The following is a 15,253-nucleotide window of genomic DNA, read 5'->3' on the forward strand; positions in this document are numbered from 1 at the left end:
AGAAATCGCATAACCCTATGATACCGAAGTTTGAGCAGATGTGTTGTCACAAGTGCGAGATACGTGCCACGGCGTTCAAAAAGGCTTGACCACCACAAGCCAAAGAATGCCGATGGCGCCAAAGACGCTGATTTCGTTAAACACGCGCAACCAGCGGTCAGAGTGGGGGAAATGACCTGTTTTGGCCCATGATACCATCCGCCCCGTATAGGTGTAGTGCGCCGCAAGTGCGATGACCGTTGCCAGTTTTATCCAGACCCAAAGTGGGAATTGCCAGTCATAGGCCAACCAGAGCCCAGTGCCGGCAGCAATCACAGCAAGCCCTGCCGAAAAGCGGTAGAGCCGATAGGTCAGATCACCAAGGTCGCCATTTTGCCCAGTCTTTTCAAAGTCACGCTTCCAATAGATCAGAGCGCGGGGCACCGCAAAAATAGAGGTCATCCACCCCATCACGCAAAGAATATGTATAATTTTCACCCATTCCATAGCCTCAGATGCCCTTCAATGCCCAGACGATGCAAGCGGGATTTGACAAAAACTGCTTGCTTTTGAAATTGGTTATATTATTTTACCAATCAAGCGAATAAAGGGAAGCCCCGCCATGGAAATGCCAACGCCTGATCCATTTGTCTTAGCCAAGAAGGCCCGTGTCGTCGCGCGTCTGCGCAGCGTGTTGCCTGCGGATGCCGTTATTTCCGACGATCGCGAGGTGAAAGCCTATGAATGTGACGCGCTGACCGCCTATAAATGCCCGCCCATGGTTGCTGTTTTGCCATCCACCACACAAGAGGTGTCAGATGTGCTGCGCGTTTGTCATGAGGAAGGTGTGCCTGTCGTGCCCCGTGGATCCGGGACATCTTTGGCGGGTGGCGCGCTGCCAACCGCCGACTGTGTGATCCTTGGTGTTGCGCGTATGAATGACGTGCTCGAGACGAACTATCCAGATCGCTACATTCGGGTTCAGACAGGTCGCACAAACCTAAGCGTAACAGGCGCGGTTGAAGAAAATGATTTCTTCTATGCCCCCGACCCGTCAAGCCAACTTGCTTGCGCCATCGCTGGCAATATCGCCATGAATTCGGGGGGCGCCCATTGCCTTAAATATGGCGTGACCACCAACAACCTTATGGGCGTGACCATGGTCATGATGGATGGCGAAATCGTTGAAATCGGCGGGGCGCATCTGGATGCGGGTGGCCTTGATCTGCTTGGGCTTATATGTGGCTCTGAAGGGCAACTTGGCGTTGTCACCGAAGCGACGCTGCGCATTTTGCACAAGCCCGAGGGCGCACGCCCCGTGCTGATGGCGTTCAATGACAACGAGGTCGCGGGCGCCTGTGTGGCCGATATCATCAAGGCGGGTGTTTTGCCCGTGGCGATCGAATTTATGGATCGGCTCTGCATCGAAACGACCGAAGCCTATGCACAAGCAGGCTATCCTGATTGCCACGCGCTGCTGATCGTCGAGGTTGAAGGATCGGATGCCGAGATTGACGAACAGCTTTCAAAAATCACCGCCATCGCCCGCAAACATGATCCGGTAGAGCTGCGTGAAAGCAAAAGCGCGCAAGAAAGTGCCGCCATCTGGCTTGGACGCAAATCGGCCTTTGGCGCCATCGGTCAGATTAGTGATTATATGTGCCTTGATGGCACAATTCCCGTTTCGTCTTTACCGATGGTTCTTAAACGCATTGGCGAACTTTCGGACGAATATGGCCTGAAGGTTGGCAACGTATTTCACGCAGGTGACGGAAATATGCACCCGCTGATTTTGTATGATGCCAACAAGGATGGGGATCTTGAGCTGTGTGAAAAGATGGGCGCTGATATTTTGCGGCTTTGTGTCGAAGCAGGCGGCTGCCTGACAGGCGAGCACGGTGTCGGTATCGAAAAACGCGATCTGATGTTTGATCAGTTTACGCCCCAAGACCTTGAAGCGCAGATGGCCGTGAAAGATGTGTTCGATCCGCAGTGGCTTCTTAACCCCTCCAAGGTGTTTCCACTGTCTGCATCACAAAGCCGACGCGCACCTGCAATCGCTGCCGAATAAGGGCCATTCCTGATGACACCTACCACTGAAACGGATGTGGCTGAGGCCATTGCCTCTGCAACTGGCCCTGTGCGGATTGAAGGTGGCGGAACGCGCCCCATCGGCAAGCAAGTCGCAAGCGATACACTGTCGGTGGCTGCGCTTTCGGGCATTTCGCTGTACGAGCCGGGGGCCCTGACGGTTGTCGCCAAGGCTGGAACACCAGTTGCCGAGATTGAAGAGACCTTGGCAAAGGAAAACCAACGGCTTGCTTTTGAACCGATGGACCACCGCGATCTTTTGGGAACGGCAGGGGTGCCCACCATCGGCGGCGTCGTCGCTGGTAACGTCAGCGGCCCGCGCCGTATTGCCGTTGGGGCCTGCCGTGATTTTATGCTTGGGGTGCGCTTTGTGGACGGCACAGGGACCATCTTGAAAAACGGTGGGCGCGTCATGAAAAACGTAACAGGCTATGACCTTGTCAAACTTCTAACGGGTGCGCATGGCACTTTGGGCGTTTTGACCGAAGTGTCGCTAAAGGTTTTGCCAATGCCCGAAACCTCTGCAACCTTGCATGTCCATGATCTAAGCCCCTTGGATGCTGTCGCGGCAATGTCGGGTGCGCTTGGCTCTCCATTTGAGGTCACTGGCGCGGCTTACAACGGTGACGTGCTTTTGCGCGTTGAGGGTTTTGAAGCCTCGGTCAGTTATCGTTTATCTGAGCTTACCAAAAAGCTCGGGCACTATGGCCAGATCAGCCAGACAAATGATCCCGAAGCGTCTGCTGAAATATGGCAGTCCATCCGCGATGTGCAGTCACTTCAGGCGCACGGAAGCGATGTGTGGAAGCTGTCTGTAAAACCATCGAGCGCGCCCGCGGTTTTGGAAATGATCCAAGCCGAGCAAACGCTTTTGGATTGGGGGGGCGGTTTAATTTGGGCCGCGCTGCCAGCAGGTCGTGACCTTCGGGCACAGATCAAGGACGTCAACGGCCATGCAACTTTGGTGCGTGCAAGCGCCGAAACTCTGGCGGCGATCCCTGCCTTTCACCCTGAAACCCCAGTGGTCGCGAAAATCGGGGCAGAGCTGCGCCGCAAGTTCGACCCCCGCGATATTTTGAACAGAGGCCTGATGGCATGAGGACTGAATTCACCGAAGACCAGTTGCAAGACCCGTCCACTGCGCGTTCCAATAAAATCCTGCGCACCTGTGTCCATTGCGGATTTTGCACCGCAACTTGTCCGACGTATCAGGTGCTTGGCGATGAACTGGATAGCCCCCGCGGGCGTATCTATCTGATCAAGGACATGCTGGAAAACGAGCGCGTGCCAGATGAAAAGACAGTAAAGCATATTGACCGATGCCTGTCGTGTCTGGCTTGCATGACCACCTGTCCAAGTGGGGTGCATTACATGCATCTTGTGGATCACGCACGCGAATACATTGAACAAAACTACAAACGGTCTTGGCATGATCGTGCGTTGCGGTGGGTGTTGTCCAAGATTTTGCCCTATCCTATGCGCTTTCGACTGGCGCTCGCTGGCGCGAAATTGGGCCGTCCTTTCGCGCGGCTGATGCCAGACGCCCGTTTGCGCGCCATGCTTGAGATGGCGCCGAAAACTATTCCGCCCGTCAGCCGCAATGATGATCCACAAACGTTTCAGCCCACCGCCCCCAAGAAGATGCGCGTAGCCTTGATGACAGGATGTGCGCAAAGGGCTTTGAACACCGATATCAATGACGCCACCATTCGCCTTTTGACCCGTTTGGGCTCTGAAGTCGTGGTGGCCGAAGGCGCGGGCTGCTGTGGTGCGCTTACCCACCACATGGGCAAAACATCCCAAAGCCATGCGGCGGCGGCGAAAAACATCCGGGCATGGATGAGCCATGTAAATAGCGACGGGCTTGATGCGGTTGTGATCAACACAAGTGGCTGCGGCACAACGGTCAAAGACTATGGCCATATGTTCGAAGGGACAGAACTGGCTGACGACGCGGCTAAAATTGCAGGTCTTGCCAAAGATGTGTCCGAGGTCTTGATGCAACTGGAATTGCCAGAATTGGGACCACAAGACATCACCGTGGCGTACCATGCGGCGTGTTCGCTGCAACACGGTCAACAGATCAAAACCTATCCCAAGGACCTGTTGCGACGTGCGGGGTTCACCGTGGTTGAACCTGCAGACAGCCATCTGTGTTGCGGATCGGCAGGGACCTATAATCTGATGCAACCTGAAATCTCCAAACAGCTCAAAGACCGCAAGGTGCGCACCTTGGAGGCCAAGAACCCTGATGTGATCGCGGCTGGAAACATCGGCTGTATGATGCAAATCGGATCGGCAAGCAAAGTGCCGATTGTGCACACGGTTGAGCTTCTGGATTGGGCGACGGGTGGGCCACTGCCGCCAGCGTTTGAACGTGATGCGACTGCACCTGCTGTGCCGATCTTACGCTAGTTGCCACATTTTTGCCCCAGTTGGGCCGTAGCAGAATTGCATGAGGATTTTTGCCGCCCTTTTGTTATGCATTGCCCATTCTGCACAGGCAGATGACACGCGTCTCAGTCTTATGCAGACGGGTGACGACAGCCGTGGTTGGGAAGCTGTGGGGCAGTTGGATATCAACGGGTCGGGCTTTTGCACAGGGGCTCTGATCGCGCCGCAGGTCGTGCTGACCGCAGCGCATTGCCTCTATGACAAAATGACGGGACAGCAAATCGACCACCGCACCGTGCGTTTTCTGGCGGGGCTGCGAAATGGCCGTGCGCAAAGTTACCGTGATGTGCGACGTGCGGTGATCCCTTCGGACTATGTGTTTGACAGCGAAGACACCAGTGAACGGATCCGCGCTGATATTGCGCTGCTCGAGTTGGAGCGGCCTATCCGCGACACGCGTATCCAGCCATTTGAGACCGATGTGCGCCCAACGACAGGCGACGAAGTTGGCGTTGTGTCCTATGCTCATGACCGTTCTGCGGCCCCGTCCATTCAAGAGGTTTGCAAGGTTCTTGGCCGACAAAGCGGGGCATTGGTTCTTTCGTGCGATGTTGATTTCGGCAGTTCTGGCGCACCGATTTTCATGATGGATGGGGACCTGCCCAAGATCGTATCGGTCGTTTCGGCCAAGGCTGAAATGGACGGCACACGGGTGTCTCTAGGGACCTCACTTGAAGTGCCGCTTGCTGAGTTGCGCGCACGTTTGCAAGCAGGCGAAGGGTATTGGCAGGGCGCCGCATCAGGCGGCCGCAAGGTTCTTCTCAGCGGTCAACGGTCGGATACAGGTGCCAAGTTCCTCTCGCCCAACTGACCCCTTGAAGCGTAAAATCGAAGTTCCTACATCCTCTATGCGGACGCCAATGATGGGTTCGTAGACTGGAGATCGCCATGCCCATATCGGGATGGCACCGCAGATATCGCTCATAGGAGGATTGATGATGCGAAGCTTTGATATGACACCGCTTTACCGTGCGACAGTTGGGTTTGATCAGATTGCTGATCTTATGGACCGCGTTTTGACCAACGATACCAGCACGCAAAGCTACCCCCCATACAACATCGAAAAAACCAGCGACGATGCTTATCGCATTTCCATCGCGGTGGCCGGGTTTTCCGACAATGACCTAAGCGTTGAAGTCAAGGAAAACACCTTGCACATCACCGCGCGGAAGGCCGAAGAAGATGGGGATCGTACGTACTTGCACCGCGGCATTGCGACCCGTGCGTTTGACCGGCGCTTCCACCTGGCCGATCATGTGCGCGTGACAGGCGCGACCCATGAAAACGGAATGCTGCATATTGATTTGATGCGTGAAGTGCCCGAAGCGCTCAAACCCCGCCGCATCGCGATTGAAAGTGCGAAATCCGTTGAAACCGATGTTGTTGAGGCGAAAGCCGTTAACTAGTTTGGTCTAGGATTGAGAAGGCGCGCCCCAAAAGTGGGCGCGCCGTTTTGTTATTTGCTCAGACTGTCGGCAAGGCGCATCATCTGGATAGCTTGCGCACGGTAGCCGAACGGATCGCCACCTTTGGCATCAGTTGCCATTCGGGAGGCCAGGGCAAAGCTCCACCCACCCAGATCATGCCCGCGCAACATCTGTCCAAACCCGGCAATGGCAACTGCGAATTTGGCTTCGTTTGTCAAATCGTTCGGTTCAGGCAATGGCGTTTCGATCAGCGCACTTTGGGATGCACCAGGGGTTTTGTAGCGCAGCTTCAGATATCCTAATTCGTCAGAACTTGGCGTTTCTGCACTGCTATACCGAAGCGGATCACTTAGTTGAGCAGGACTGCCAACAGGGGTGATTTCATAGATAGCCGTAACAGAATGGCCTGCGCCAATCTCGCCTGCGTCCACACGATCATTGTTGAAATCTTCACGGTTCAATGCGCGCGTCTCATATCCGATCAACCTGTATTCGGCCACGCGGGCAGGGTTGAATTCCACCTGTACTTTGACGTCTTCTGCGATAGTGAAAAGCGCGCCTGACAATTGATCGACCAAGACTTTTTGCGCCTCGGGAAGTGTGTCGATATAGGCAGCCGTCCCATTGCCATTCTGGGCGAGCGACTGCATGGTCGCGTCATTCAAATTACCGCGTCCAAAGCCCAGAACCGATAGATATGTCCCGCTTTGGCGTTTTTCGGCGATGAAATCCTTAAGGCTTAGTGGATCGCTAAGCCCGACATTAAAATCCCCGTCGGTTGCTAAAATGACGCGGCTGACATCTCCGTCCTGCGCCATGTCTTGGGCCAGCGCGTAGGCTTGGGTCAGACCGGCTTGGCCCGCTGTGCTGCCGCCCGCTGAAAGGTTTGCAAGTGCTGCTTCGATCGTCTCGCGTTCGCTTGCTTTGGTGGGGGCCAGAACCTGCCCCGCGCTTCCAGCGTAGGTGACAATCGCCACTTCATCATTCGGCTGCAATTGGCCAAGCATCAAGCGGAAGCTTTGGATCAAAAGTGGCAGCTTATTTGGCTGATTCATGGAGCCAGATGTGTCGATCAGAAACACCAGGTTCAGCGGTGGCCGTTCGGTAATCTGGGCCCCTTGTAAGGCGATATGGACCAGTTGTGTATCGGGGTTCCACGGGGTCTGCCCGACTTGGATGGTCGGCTGAAACGGGGCGTCGCCTGTGGGTGTTGGGTACTCATACGGGAAATAATTGATCATTTCCTCGACCCGAACAGCATTGGCTGGTGGCAGCTGACCGTTCATCAGTGCGTTACGCACAACCGCATAGCTGGCGGTATCCACATCAATCGAAAACGTACTCACAGGATTTTCAGCTGTGATTTGCAAAGGATTGCTTGGGGCATTGGCAAAGCGTTCGGTGTTTGCAGGTGTCGCCAATACAGGTTCGGGCCGTGCGATGGTTTGCACGGAAACACTGCTGCGTTTTTGCGCCATCGGTGCGTTCGTCACCAACTGATCAGCCATAGGGGCAGGAGCGGCAACCTCTGCTTCAATAGCAGGTGTTGCAGAGGTCGCATCCATCACAGCAGGCTCAACAATCGTCGGGGGCTGCCACAGGTTTTGCCCTTGCGGAGAAAGCGTCAGGAAACCGACGGCAACACAGGCGGTTGTCAGCGTCAAAGCGGCGGGGGTTGTCAGTTTGGCAATCATGGTGTGTCCTTTCGTCCAGATAGACTTGGGACGTGTAGGCACTGCCAATCCTTGGAGGGTATCAAAATTTTCCTGGGCCAGCGCCAGGTTCTTGGCACGCTTTTGGGCATCAGGCGCAGGCGTTGCGGCATGGATGGCGGTTTTCAGATCATCGAGATCATCTGTCATTGATCTTGCTCCTTTAAGGCGCGCAGATGCTTTTTTGCCTCGGACACGCGCCAAGAAATTGTGCCTTCCGAAACGCCCAGAACGTCTGCCGCCTCGGTATGGGTCATATCATCAAGGATCAGTGCCAGCGTGTCGCGCAACGTATCGGGCAGGGACGCCATCGCCGAGGTCAGCCACGCCGTGGCATCTTGTGCTTCGCTTATGGTCGCGTGTCGGCTCAATTCCCAATCCCCCCAACCTGTTGCGGCTTGGGCGCGGGTGGTTGCACGACGTCTGCGGTCATGGGCAGCATTTACGGTCACACGGTAAAGCCACGTGGTGAACTTCGCCTCGCCGCCAAAAGACTGAAGTTTGGCAGGCAATGCTGCGCAGATATCCTGCGTTAAGTCTTCGGCGTCGTGTTGTGTGCCCGTCAGCCGAAAACACAGACCAAAGATTTTGTCGTAGTGGCGTTCGATTAACACACCAAAGGCGGCCGCGTCCCCTTGGGTTGCAGCCTTTGCCAGGTGGTTATCTTCAGTCATCATGCGCATCACTAGTCTATGACGCGCGGGCTTGGTCAATCCTTGGAAAAAACTTTATGAATTTGCGCAGCCGTCCTGAGCAAGCGGATCATGCCCCCAATTCATCAATGAATAGCGCCATTTTGACGTTTCTACATCTCTGTCCGGACCACCTTGGGAGCAGTGACGTTTGATGTAGCCCACGACGGTCGCCATGTGATCCCATTGATCATCGCCGAGATCATCTTTGTTCGTGCGGCAAATTTTGACAATACTGCGCCCCGACTTGTGGCCCGTGCTTTCGCCGTCGTCAGTGTCACCCACCGATCTGCTTTCTTCTGTCTCAAGCCAGTCTTCCAGGTCCGAGGGCGCCATATTCACGAGATCACGCCATTCGGACCAGATTTCATCATGAGATTTTGAAGAAGACATAAGGGCCACCCCGCTTTTGTTGCACTTGCCAACACAACGCGCAGCGGGGGCGTGGGGTTCCTAAACCGACATGCAAAGGTATTTCATTTCAAGATACTCTTCGATCCCGTGGTGGCTGCCTTCACGACCAAGCCCTGATTGCTTCACGCCACCGAAAGGGGCCATTGCCGTGCTGATGATGCCAGTGTTGATGCCAACAATTCCGTATTCCAACGCTTCTGCCACTTTGTAAACGCGGCTCAAATCCTTGGCGTAGAAATAGGCAGCCAGACCGAAAATCGTATCATTTGCCATTTCGATCACCTCGTCTGAGCTGTCAAATTTGAACAAGGGCGCCATCGGACCAAAGGTTTCTTCTTGGCTGACCTTCATGTCTTGTGTCACGCCTGTCAGGATTGTCGGCTGATAATACAGCGGACCCAGATCATGTGGCGCGCCGCCGATCATCACTTCCGCCCCTTTGGATGTTGCATCGGCAATATGGTTGGTGACTTTTTCGACGGCATTTTGAGAGATCAGCGGACCAAGGTCAGCCCCCTCCAGTCCGTCACCGACCTTGAGCGCTTTGACGGCGGCCGCAAATTTCTGTGCAAACGCATCGTAAACACCGGCTTGCACATAGATACGGTTGGCACATACGCAGGTCTGTCCATTGTTGCGGAACTTGCAGGCAATTGCCCCTTCCACGGCGGCGTCCAGATCGGCATCATCAAACACGATAAAGGGCGCGTTCCCGCCCAATTCCATCGAGCATTTCATCACTTGGTCAGCCGCCTGTTTCAGCAAAATGCGCCCGACTTGGGTGGAGCCTGTGAAGGTCAATTTGCGCACGGTCGGGTTTTCACAAAATTCCTTGCCCGTGGCCGATGCATCCGACGTGGTGACAACCTGAAACACGCCTGCGGGAATGCCGGCACGGGTTGCCAGCACACCAAGTGCGGTCGCTGACAGCGGTGTCAATTCTGCAGGTCGCGCTATGAAAGCGCACCCTGCAGCCAATGCTGGCGCGGCTTTGCGGGTGATCATGGCGTTGGGGAAATTCCACGGCGTGATGGAAGCCGCAACACCGATGGGCTGTTTGATCACGGTGATACGTTTGTCAGGTTGGTGCCCCGGGATCGTTTCGCCATAAATGCGTTTGGCTTGTTCGGCAAAAAATTCGACAAAGGATGCGCCATAGGCAATCTCGCCCTTGGCTTCGGCCAGTGGCTTGCCCATTTCCGCGGTCAGGATCGTGGCAAGATCGTCTTGATGTTCCATCATCAGATCAAACCATTTACGCAGGATTGTGCTGCGCTCTCCTGCGGTTTTGGCGGCCCAGTCTTTTTGGGCGACGCGGGCGTGTTCAATCGCTTTTGCGATATCACCACGATCAAGGTCCGCCACTTGGGCAATGATATCGCCGCGGGCAGGGTTTGATACATCGAAGGTGCCTGCTGACCCGTCCACCCATGTTCCATTCACATAGCTTTGCGTCGCAAGAAGCTCTGGGTCTTGTAGCAAGGATTTCAAATCGGTGGTCATATCAGGCATCTTATCTCTCCCTCTTTCGCTTTTGGGTGGCATGGGCCAATGTGATTGTCCAGAGAAGGGGTGTGCAATGGACTATGATGAAGCCTATGAGAACGGTCGCTTTATTCCGAATGGCGCTGCCTACTTTGACATTTGGGGCCAAAAGGCCGCCGTGTTCAGGGATCAACATCGTGGCGAATTGAAAGTTCCCTACGGCGATGGAGCGCGTCAATGGTTCGATGTGTTCGTGCCAGACAGGCCAAAGGGCCTGTTGGCTTTTGTTCATGGCGGCTACTGGCACAAAACGGACCCGCATGTTTGGTCTCACCTGGCGGCAGGCGCGGTATCGTGTGGATGGGCCGTTGCGATGATCGGCTATACATTGGCACCACAGGCACGTATCGCGCAGATGACACAGGAGGTTGCAAAAGGCATTGATTTGGCCGCCGTGCGTTTTGACGGCCCCGTGGTGATTGCAGGCCATTCGGCAGGCGGGCATCTGGCGGCGCGCATGGCGTGTGACGATATCGCATTGCAATGCGCGGACAGGCTGCAGCGGGTCATGCCGATCTCGCCGCTCACAGATTTGCGTGAGTTGGCAAAAACGTCAATGCCACTTGGACTGGACGCAGAAGAGGCCGCCGCGGAAAGCCCCATTCTCTGCCGTCCGCGTGATGTGAAGGTCCATGTCTGGGTCGGCGCGTCGGAACGCCCGGTTTTTCTGGATCACGCAGGTTGGCTGCAAGATACGTGGGACTGCACACTTACGGTTGAGCCTGACAAACACCATTTCGATGTCATCGAAGGGCTGGAAGACGCAAGAAGCCCTATGATCCGCGCGCTAATCGGGCAGGTCTGACCAACAGGGCAATTCATCGTTTGGGTCGGGGCTTGCATGGAAAACGCCGCGCGCGATTGCGCGACTTAGCGTTGTGGCGGCTGCATTGCATAGCCGCATCAGCACGGCATCGTCCACCGCGCCCGATGCGGTTGAAAGGCCAAAGACCAGATCCCCGTCAAAGGGCGTGTGAGAGGGGACAATAGCACGCGCAAGACCCGCATGCGCCGCCGTTGCCAGCCTTGTGCATTGGGCTTGGTTCAATGGCGCATCCGTTGCAATCACCGCAAGCGTTGTGTTGAGTGTATCGAGTTTAGTGGGGTGCATTTGCGAATACGTTTGCACGGCCCCAAGTCCCCCGAATTCATGATCACGTTCAAAAGGCGCCGCCCAGAAATGTTGCCCCACGGTCGCTGAGCCCAATGCATTTACAGCCACCAGCGCACCAACGCGGTAGTCGCCAACGATGTCAGAGGCGCTGCCCAATCCGCCCTTCAGCGTTGCAGTGGTGCAGCCTGATCCTGCACCATGTGTTCCAAGCCCGAAATCGACAGAGGCTGCATCAAAGGCCTGCTGACCCAGAGCATTATAAGGGTTTGCGTCCCATGATTTATCGCCGCCGTTGGCCAGGTCAAAAAGGATCGCAGAAGGCACAATCGGAACAGTGTGGCCCGCAACTGCAAACCCGCGTCCTTTGCGTGCGAGCGCACCCGCAACGCCAGATGCGGCCTCCAGCCCGAAGGCCGAGCCACCTGAAAGCACCAGCGCATCAACCTGTTGAACTGTGCGATGGGGCGCAAGTAAGTCTGTCTCGCGGGTGCCGGGGGCACCTCCCATCACGTGCACCCCACAGGTAAATGGCTGATCGGCGGTCACAACCGTACAGCCTGATTTAAGTGCCGTATCAGACGCGTTTCCAACCCGCAAACCTGCAATATCCGTGATAAGGTTTTTCATCCCGTCATCTTGCCAGATAAGCCAGAATAGGCAACATGACACCATTGCGCGGGCGATGGCGTCGTCCGAATTTCAGCGCTTTTTTGTCCTGAACGCCGGGACCTCTTTTTGGTTAAGGAGGTCGCTATGACCAATCGTCCCGAGTTTTACCGCTATCACAATGGCCAACCTGCAAAACTGCCGTTTGCGCCAGAGGAATATGAGGCGCGCCTGAAACGGCTGCGCCAGATCATGGCCGACAGAAATGTCGAGGCGATGGTGCTGACGTCGATGCACTGCATCGCGTATTACAGTGGCTTTCTATACTGCTCTTTCGGTCGGCCCTATGGGTTGGTCGTGACTGAAACTGACAGCGTGACCATCTCGGCGGGGATTGATGCGGGCCAGCCATGGCGGTGGAGCCACGGAGATAGCATCACCTACACCGATTGGCAGCGTGACAATTATTGGCGTGCCATCGTGCATGTCACGGGCAAAGGGCAGGTGATCGGGTATGAGGGGGATCACCTCACGCTGGTGCAGCGCGACAAGCTGGAAGAGTTTATGGAACCGTCGGTTATGGTTGATCTGGCTGTGCCGTGTATGCAGCAACGGATGATGAAATCCGCCGCCGAGATTGAGCTTATTCGCCACGGAGCTGCAGTGGCCGACGTCGGTGGCTATGCGATCCGCGACGCGATCAAGGTCGGCACACGCGAGATTGACGTGGCGATGGCGGGTCGCGACGCCATGGAGCTGGAAATCGCAAAGCGGTTTCCCGAGGCCGAATACCGCGACACATGGGTTTGGTTTCAGTCCGGTGTGAATACTGATGGTGCGCATAATCCTGTCACCGGGCGCAAACTGGAACACGGCGATATCCTGAGCCTGAACACCTTCCCGATGATTTCAGGATATTACACTGCGCTTGAACGGACCTTGTTTGTGGGGGACTGCGATGCGGCATCGCGCAAAATCTGGGAGGCCAATGTGGGAGCGCATGTATTGGGGATGTCTTTGCTCAGACCCGGGGTGAGTTGTGCGCAAGTTACCCATGCTGTGAACCAGTATTTCGAAGAGCTGGACTTGTTGCAGTATCGCACCTTTGGATATGGCCATTCTTTTGGTGTTCTAAGTCACTACTATGGACGCGAAGCAGGGTTGGAGTTGCGCGAAGATATCGACACAGTGCTGGAACCCGGCATGGTGATTTCCATGGAACCTATGTTGACCATTGCCGACGGAGAAGCTGGTGCAGGGGGCTACCGTGAACATGATATTTTGATCATCACGGAAGATGGAAACGAGAATATCACGGGGTTCCCGTATGGTCCGGCACATAACATCATCGGCTAAAACTTCGGTTGGAACCGCCTTGCATTTTTGTAAGCGGGCGGGGGCCAGCCCCCGCACCCCCGAGGTATTTAGACAACAATGAAGGGATCATTGGTGGACAAATCCGGCGTGTCGGGTGACCTTGGGGTCTGATGATGCAGGTGGTGTTTGATGGCAGGTGAGACAGCCTTTTTTTGGACCGTTGCGATGCCCGTGGTCGGGCTTATGGCGGCAGCGTGGCTTGTGCCGCGCGCACTGGCGCTCTTTTTTCCTGAAGGGGCGCGATGGCTGATTTTGTTGGCAGGCGTTGCGGCTGCTTTGCTGTGGCTCGCTTCAGGACTGTATCTGACGGGTGGGGTCGTTGTGCCGACGTTGATCGTGTCCAAAGGGGCGTTGGCCGCGCTGATCTGGGCGCCCGTAATGGTACTCTCGGTTGCGGGTTTGCCCGCCAAATGGAAAGAGGCCGTGTGGTGAGTATTCATACGCTGTATTGGGGGCTTGTCGGTATGCTCGGGATATGGATGGGGTGGCGTCGTCAGGCCGATGATGCGTATTCCGTCGGATCCGTGGCACGCGCCTCGGGGATCGCCTTGGCGTGGTGTGCCGCCGCACAGATTATCTTGGCTTTGGCTTATATGGGGGTGGTGACCAACGGGGGTGTTCTGGATGCACCGCTGTTTGTGCTGCGCTTGGCAATGATTGCCAGCTTCATATGGGCCCCGCTTGTGGTGATTGGTGTGTTGTCGCGCAATGCAAAGGAGCGCATGAGATGAGAGGTGTGATTGCCGCTGTCATTTTGGGGCCGTTTGCTTTGGCTTGGGCCCTCACGGGTAATTTGTGCGGACAGTGGTGGCCGCGTGATTATACCTGCAGCCATGCCTCTGATATGTTCATGGAAGTGTTCTTAGCGTTTTCGATCATGTTTTGTATCGCGATATGGATTGGCGCGTTGATGTGCTATTTATTGATCCGCGCACGTAGGGAGGGGCAATGAGATGTGGCGATTGGTGATTATCCTGTTGGTGGTCCTGACCATTATTTACGTCAGTTTATCGCTCTATTCGCGCGCAGCACGACGTGAAAAGTTGCGTGCCCAGTGGCGCGAGAACCTGATGGTGGGGGACCGCGATGCGTGGGTGCAAGAGGGGCTTGAGGCCTATGACAAGTCGCTGCGCCGCAAGTTGATCCTTGGCGTTTATGTCGTGCCCATTGTGGGCATTGCAGCGATGATTTATGTGCAGAATTTCATGTAACGAAGGACGAATGCGATGGCTGTGGTGAAATGGACGTTTTGGGCCATCTTTTGGGGCAGCATTGCGCTGGTCCTTTATTATGCGCTACCGCAAAAGGATATCGTTCAGGTGAAGGGCACGGAAATCATCCGACAGGATTTTTCGGGCTGGAACAGTTTTTTCTATGCGCAAGGGGATAGTGGCACAGGGGCCAGTACGGTTCGCGATTTGCGCCTGATCAACACGCGCACAGACGCAGGCCGCCCTTATGTTTACCGCAACGAGGATACGGGCTTTGGCTGGCCATTTTATTTCAAGTTGGACAGCTCGAACCTGCAGGCCGAGGCGCAATCGGCTGAGGGGGACGAGTGGTATGCGGTCACACACTATGGCATCCGCAGCGAGTTCCTGACGATCTATCCCAACGCGATTTCGATGAAGCTGGTCGAGGGGCCAGAGGTGCGGCTGATCCCGTGGTTCAACATTATTTTCCTGACGGTTTTCTTTGCCGTCGTCTGGGCGATATGGGTGCGGCTGCGCAGGTTCCGTGAAGCGCGGATTGATCCGCTGCTCGAAGATATTGACGAAAGCCTGGATAGCACGCGCGACCGCGTTGGCGGATGGTTTTCAAAAAAATAGGGTGGATTGAAAT

General features: G+C 55.4%; 18 protein-coding genes. 12 read left to right on the top strand and 6 right to left on the bottom strand.

Annotated elements, in window-relative coordinates:
• Positions 1-75: 75 nt before the first annotated feature.
• Entirely contained in the window at positions 76-486 is a 411-nt protein-coding gene (locus tag L1065_RS11930) for a CopD family protein (RefSeq protein ID WP_237095727.1), read from the bottom strand.
• Between the two features lie 115 nt (positions 487-601).
• Between L1065_RS11930 and L1065_RS11935 the strand changes: the two genes are divergently transcribed.
• The 5 genes from L1065_RS11935 to L1065_RS11955 all read left to right on the top strand — a co-directional run bounded on the left by L1065_RS11935 (position 602) and on the right by L1065_RS11955 (position 5,930).
• Positions 602-2,050 (top strand): FAD-linked oxidase C-terminal domain-containing protein, encoded by a 1,449-nt coding sequence (locus L1065_RS11935; protein ID WP_237095728.1) that lies wholly within the window; start codon positions 602-604, stop codon positions 2,048-2,050.
• A 12-nt stretch (positions 2,051-2,062) separates the two neighbouring features.
• Entirely contained in the window at positions 2,063-3,169 is a 1,107-nt protein-coding gene (gene glcE / locus L1065_RS11940) for a glycolate oxidase subunit GlcE (RefSeq protein ID WP_237095729.1), read from the top strand.
• A complete protein-coding gene (gene glcF / locus L1065_RS11945) occupies positions 3,166-4,485 on the top strand; it encodes a glycolate oxidase subunit GlcF (RefSeq protein WP_237095730.1) in 1,320 nt (439 codons plus the stop codon). Before glcE ends, glcF begins: the two co-directional genes overlap by 4 nt.
• 40 nt (positions 4,486-4,525) lie before the next feature.
• The gene (locus L1065_RS11950) at positions 4,526-5,335 is read left to right on the top strand and encodes a serine protease (RefSeq protein ID WP_237095731.1); all 810 of its coding nucleotides are present in this window, start codon (positions 4,526-4,528) and stop codon (positions 5,333-5,335) included.
• A 127-nt stretch (positions 5,336-5,462) separates the two neighbouring features.
• Positions 5,463-5,930 carry an Hsp20 family protein gene (locus L1065_RS11955; protein ID WP_237095907.1) on the top strand — a complete coding sequence of 156 codons (468 nt, stop codon included), beginning with the start codon at positions 5,463-5,465 and terminating at the stop codon, positions 5,928-5,930.
• A 50-nt stretch (positions 5,931-5,980) separates the two neighbouring features.
• On the opposite strand, the gene L1065_RS11960 is transcribed toward L1065_RS11955, so the two are convergent.
• Genes L1065_RS11960 through L1065_RS11975 form a run of 4 tightly spaced genes read right to left on the bottom strand, consistent with a single transcriptional unit; the run spans position 5,981 to position 10,281 of the window.
• Positions 5,981-7,813 (bottom strand): VWA domain-containing protein, encoded by a 1,833-nt coding sequence (locus tag L1065_RS11960; RefSeq protein WP_237095732.1) that lies wholly within the window; start codon positions 7,811-7,813, stop codon positions 5,981-5,983.
• Positions 7,810-8,340: an RNA polymerase sigma factor gene (locus tag L1065_RS11965; RefSeq protein WP_370641182.1), complete on the bottom strand. Its 531-nt coding sequence runs from the start codon at positions 8,338-8,340 to the stop codon at positions 7,810-7,812. The genes L1065_RS11960 and L1065_RS11965 overlap by 4 nt, the downstream gene beginning before the upstream one ends.
• A 51-nt stretch (positions 8,341-8,391) precedes the next feature.
• Complete coding sequence (locus L1065_RS11970) at positions 8,392-8,748, bottom strand: DUF3140 domain-containing protein (RefSeq protein ID WP_237095734.1); 357 nt, start codon at positions 8,746-8,748, stop codon at positions 8,392-8,394.
• Between the two features lie 60 nt (positions 8,749-8,808).
• Positions 8,809-10,281, bottom strand: coding sequence for an NAD-dependent succinate-semialdehyde dehydrogenase (locus tag L1065_RS11975; protein WP_237095735.1), 1,473 nt, complete (start codon positions 10,279-10,281; stop codon positions 8,809-8,811).
• 67 nt (positions 10,282-10,348) lie between these two features.
• Here L1065_RS11975 and L1065_RS11980 point away from each other — a divergent pair, with 67 nt between their 5' ends.
• On the top strand, positions 10,349-11,119 hold the full coding sequence (locus L1065_RS11980) for an alpha/beta hydrolase (protein WP_237095736.1): 771 nt from the start codon (positions 10,349-10,351) through the stop codon (positions 11,117-11,119).
• On the opposite strand, the gene L1065_RS11985 is transcribed toward L1065_RS11980, so the two are convergent.
• On the bottom strand, positions 11,102-12,055 hold the full coding sequence (locus tag L1065_RS11985; protein ID WP_370641183.1) for a P1 family peptidase: 954 nt from the start codon (positions 12,053-12,055) through the stop codon (positions 11,102-11,104). The genes L1065_RS11980 and L1065_RS11985 overlap by 18 nt on opposite strands.
• A gap of 126 nt (positions 12,056-12,181) precedes the next feature.
• Here L1065_RS11985 and L1065_RS11990 point away from each other — a divergent pair, with 126 nt between their 5' ends.
• The 6 genes from L1065_RS11990 (at position 12,182) to L1065_RS12015 (ending at position 15,240) form a co-directional block, all read left to right on the top strand.
• A complete protein-coding gene (locus L1065_RS11990; RefSeq protein WP_237095738.1) occupies positions 12,182-13,390 on the top strand; it encodes an aminopeptidase P family protein in 1,209 nt (402 codons plus the stop codon).
• Between the two features lie 150 nt (positions 13,391-13,540).
• Positions 13,541-13,843, top strand: a complete 303-nt coding sequence (locus L1065_RS11995; RefSeq protein ID WP_237095739.1) for a hypothetical protein — start codon at positions 13,541-13,543, stop codon at positions 13,841-13,843.
• Positions 13,840-14,142, top strand: coding sequence for a hypothetical protein (locus tag L1065_RS12000; RefSeq protein WP_237095740.1), 303 nt, complete (start codon positions 13,840-13,842; stop codon positions 14,140-14,142). The genes L1065_RS11995 and L1065_RS12000 overlap by 4 nt, the downstream gene beginning before the upstream one ends.
• Positions 14,139-14,363, top strand: coding sequence for a hypothetical protein (locus L1065_RS12005; protein ID WP_237095741.1), 225 nt, complete (start codon positions 14,139-14,141; stop codon positions 14,361-14,363). The genes L1065_RS12000 and L1065_RS12005 overlap by 4 nt, the downstream gene beginning before the upstream one ends.
• Position 14,364: 1 nt before the next feature.
• Positions 14,365-14,622 (top strand): hypothetical protein, encoded by a 258-nt coding sequence (locus tag L1065_RS12010; protein ID WP_237095742.1) that lies wholly within the window; start codon positions 14,365-14,367, stop codon positions 14,620-14,622.
• Positions 14,623-14,637: 15 nt separating this feature from the next.
• The gene (locus tag L1065_RS12015; protein WP_237095743.1) at positions 14,638-15,240 is read left to right on the top strand and encodes a DUF1523 family protein; all 603 of its coding nucleotides are present in this window, start codon (positions 14,638-14,640) and stop codon (positions 15,238-15,240) included.
• The last annotated feature ends 13 nt before the right edge of the window (positions 15,241-15,253 follow it).

This window comes from Nereida sp. MMG025 (assembly GCF_021654165.1).
In the GTDB taxonomy this organism is placed as follows: Bacteria; Pseudomonadota; Alphaproteobacteria; order Rhodobacterales; family Rhodobacteraceae; genus Nereida.

What these genes read in the sequence shown, in the direction of transcription:
- L1065_RS11930 (WP_237095727.1), bottom strand. Translation starts at nt 486, where the DNA reads ATGGAATGGGTGAAAATTATACATATTCTTTGCGTGATGGGGTGGATG.
- L1065_RS11935 (WP_237095728.1), top strand. Translation starts at nt 602, where the DNA reads ATGGAAATGCCAACGCCTGATCCATTTGTCTTAGCCAAGAAGGCCCGT.
- glcE (WP_237095729.1), top strand. Translation starts at nt 2,063, where the DNA reads ATGACACCTACCACTGAAACGGATGTGGCTGAGGCCATTGCCTCTGCA.
- glcF (WP_237095730.1), top strand. Translation starts at nt 3,166, where the DNA reads ATGAGGACTGAATTCACCGAAGACCAGTTGCAAGACCCGTCCACTGCG.
- L1065_RS11950 (WP_237095731.1), top strand. Translation starts at nt 4,526, where the DNA reads ATGAGGATTTTTGCCGCCCTTTTGTTATGCATTGCCCATTCTGCACAG.
- L1065_RS11955 (WP_237095907.1), top strand. Translation starts at nt 5,463, where the DNA reads ATGCGAAGCTTTGATATGACACCGCTTTACCGTGCGACAGTTGGGTTT.
- L1065_RS11960 (WP_237095732.1), bottom strand. Translation starts at nt 7,813, where the DNA reads ATGACAGATGATCTCGATGATCTGAAAACCGCCATCCATGCCGCAACG.
- L1065_RS11965 (WP_370641182.1), bottom strand. Translation starts at nt 8,340, where the DNA reads ATGATGACTGAAGATAACCACCTGGCAAAGGCTGCAACCCAAGGGGAC.
- L1065_RS11970 (WP_237095734.1), bottom strand. Translation starts at nt 8,748, where the DNA reads ATGTCTTCTTCAAAATCTCATGATGAAATCTGGTCCGAATGGCGTGAT.
- L1065_RS11975 (WP_237095735.1), bottom strand. Translation starts at nt 10,281, where the DNA reads ATGCCTGATATGACCACCGATTTGAAATCCTTGCTACAAGACCCAGAG.
- L1065_RS11980 (WP_237095736.1), top strand. Translation starts at nt 10,349, where the DNA reads ATGGACTATGATGAAGCCTATGAGAACGGTCGCTTTATTCCGAATGGC.
- L1065_RS11985 (WP_370641183.1), bottom strand. Translation starts at nt 12,055, where the DNA reads ATGAAAAACCTTATCACGGATATTGCAGGTTTGCGGGTTGGAAACGCG.
- L1065_RS11990 (WP_237095738.1), top strand. Translation starts at nt 12,182, where the DNA reads ATGACCAATCGTCCCGAGTTTTACCGCTATCACAATGGCCAACCTGCA.
- L1065_RS11995 (WP_237095739.1), top strand. Translation starts at nt 13,541, where the DNA reads ATGGCAGGTGAGACAGCCTTTTTTTGGACCGTTGCGATGCCCGTGGTC.
- L1065_RS12005 (WP_237095741.1), top strand. Translation starts at nt 14,139, where the DNA reads ATGAGAGGTGTGATTGCCGCTGTCATTTTGGGGCCGTTTGCTTTGGCT.
- L1065_RS12010 (WP_237095742.1), top strand. Translation starts at nt 14,365, where the DNA reads ATGTGGCGATTGGTGATTATCCTGTTGGTGGTCCTGACCATTATTTAC.
- L1065_RS12015 (WP_237095743.1), top strand. Translation starts at nt 14,638, where the DNA reads ATGGCTGTGGTGAAATGGACGTTTTGGGCCATCTTTTGGGGCAGCATT.